This is a genomic window from Helicobacter didelphidarum (assembly GCF_003364195.1).
Lineage (GTDB): Bacteria > Campylobacterota > Campylobacteria > Campylobacterales > Helicobacteraceae > Helicobacter_A > Helicobacter_A didelphidarum.
This window is the reverse complement of record NZ_NXLQ01000093.1, coordinates 1-2299: the sequence shown is the minus strand read 5'-3', so window position 1 is coordinate 2299 and position 2299 is coordinate 1. Positions and strand designations below refer to the sequence as shown.

Annotated in this window: 3 protein-coding genes; all 3 read right to left on the bottom strand. The window is 24.7% G+C overall.

Features of this window, described 5'->3' with window-relative positions; translation table 11 throughout:
- Nucleotides 1-633 precede the first annotated feature (633 nt).
- Nucleotides 634-1101, bottom strand: coding sequence for a hypothetical protein (locus CQA53_RS10960; protein WP_115543970.1), 468 nt, complete (start codon nucleotides 1099-1101; stop codon nucleotides 634-636).
- 3 nt (nucleotides 1102-1104) lie between these two features.
- Nucleotides 1105-1290, bottom strand: coding sequence for a hypothetical protein (locus tag CQA53_RS10955; RefSeq protein WP_115543969.1), 186 nt, complete (start codon nucleotides 1288-1290; stop codon nucleotides 1105-1107).
- Nucleotides 1291-1750: 460 nt separating this feature from the next.
- Nucleotides 1751-2299, bottom strand: a 549-nt coding sequence (locus CQA53_RS13160; RefSeq protein WP_245945906.1) for a DUF6402 family protein, incomplete at its 5' end; no start/stop codon positions are given.

The following is a 2299-nucleotide window of genomic DNA, read 5'->3' as shown; positions in this document are numbered from 1 at the left end:
AAGTTGTGCCTAATAAAATCGTAATAATCCATAGCATAAAAAATGGTTTTGAATAAAATATAGCATTGAAAAACTCTGTTTTATTCAACATACTGATAAAATATATAAAAATACAAGAAGTATATTTTTTTGGAATATACTTAAATATAATACACAAATTAGAGAGATAAATATAAAATTTATAATATATATTTTTTTAACATTTTTATTGTTATATGAAATATGAAATCTTTTCTTTAGTATAAAAAATATCATATAACATATTGCTGAATATATCACAGAAAATAATAGAGAAAATATTATACATAGAAATAGCCACATAATTATATATTCTAATTGATTATCTAAGATTAAAATAACACAATAAACTATAATAGGGCTAATAAAACTTGCTAATAAAAAACTTTTCCAATAGCTATCTGTCAAAGTAAAGGCTAAAAATCCTCTTTGTTTTACCGCATAAATAAACATTATGATTGATACAATTATAGGAAAAATTACAAATTCAATTCTATAAGTGCCAAACTCATTCATACTTCCACCCTAAAATAATTCTGCGAATCTCTATCTTCTGGGACTTGAAGGATATAGAATCCTTAGTCTTGATTGTAGAGGGAGTATTGAATATACATTTTAGCCTATCAAGCCTGATAAAATAAGAATAATGCCAAACTCACCGATATTGCCCAAACCAACCAAAAAAGCACCTATCATTAATGTGATGACAAGATAATTTATAATTGATAGTTTTAGTGTTTGTCCTTTTAATGTATCTGGGATTTGTTTTTTAAGATATATTTTTAGCGGAAGTATAAAAATTGATAATAATATTATTAAAGCAATAGATAAAACAATAGAGATAACAATATAAGCTCGAATATCAAATAGCAAGTGAGATAAATCTAGCCTATACATTTCTAAGCGAAAATGAGTGATTGAGTATGAAGTAAATGTGGCAAAAAATAAACTAAACCAAAATCCTCTATACTGAAAACTAAATGCCAAAAAATATTTATTAATACATGAATACACTATGTATAAAAGAAAGACGATAAGAGCTAAATAGCGTCCTTGTGGTATGCTATAATCCATAAGAAACATAATCTATACTTCCACTCTAAAATAATTCTGCGAATCTCTATCTTCTGGGACTTTAAGGATATAGAATCCTTTAGAGATTCTAGCACTTTTAGTATTATTATTGCTTGTAGAGAATACTCTAAAATTTAAGCCTTTATTATATCGACATTTATAAAATCTATAGTCTTGATTGTGGAGGGGATAAATCATATATTTCCTCGATTTACTTATATAAGGATAGAAATGAAATTATTATAGTAATATTCCACATTATTGGTAACAAGAAAATATATAAAAGAAATGTTAATATATAAGTTATAAAAAAATAATAGAAATTAATTCTTTTAAAGGATAGCTTATTGTATGTAATGTTTATAAAAAATATTACATACAATGATATTAATAATATAATAGAAAAAAATATATGTATATTTAACATAAAGATATATATATTATCATTGCTTACAAATACATAATGTATAGCTTGTATAATAGGTAAAGTAAAACTAGCAAGAAAAATACTCAATAAAAAATATATACTTGATATAAAATATAAAAAATCTTTGTTTTTTGTCATATTAATAAAATATTTTTTAATTTTGAAAATTATAAATATAGATATAGAAGTAGATATAATACAAAATAATAAACCTGCTATTATAAACATAATCTATACTTCCACCCTAAAATAATTCTGCGAATCTCTATCTTCTGGGACTTGAAGGATATAGAATCCTTTAGAGATTCTAGCACTTTTAGTATTATCATTGCTTGTTGAGAATACTCTAAAATTTAAGCCTTTATTATATCGACATTTATAAAATCTATAGTCTTGATTGTAGATTGGGTAAATATCTTGAGCGTTAAGGTTAGGAATTTCATCAATATCTAGTCCAATATGCCTTATAACTTTATATGTTATCATCTGTCTCACAGAAGTATTAAAATCAAATCTCATTTCTTTATAATTCCAAGTCCCTACAGGTTGTCCTAGCTGTATTATTGTATTAGTTTGTTTATCATATTGATGCCCACCATCATCAAAGTCAAATGTATCAAAAACATAAGCATACAATTCCTTAATATAAGCATATATTTTGTCCCCCTCTCTTTTAAGGACAAATTTGGCAGGGATATAATATATGCTAAATTTCCCTGTGCAAGCATATAGGGATAATGCTTGGGAGCTTATATTATCATCTGTAGAAATTAATTTTAA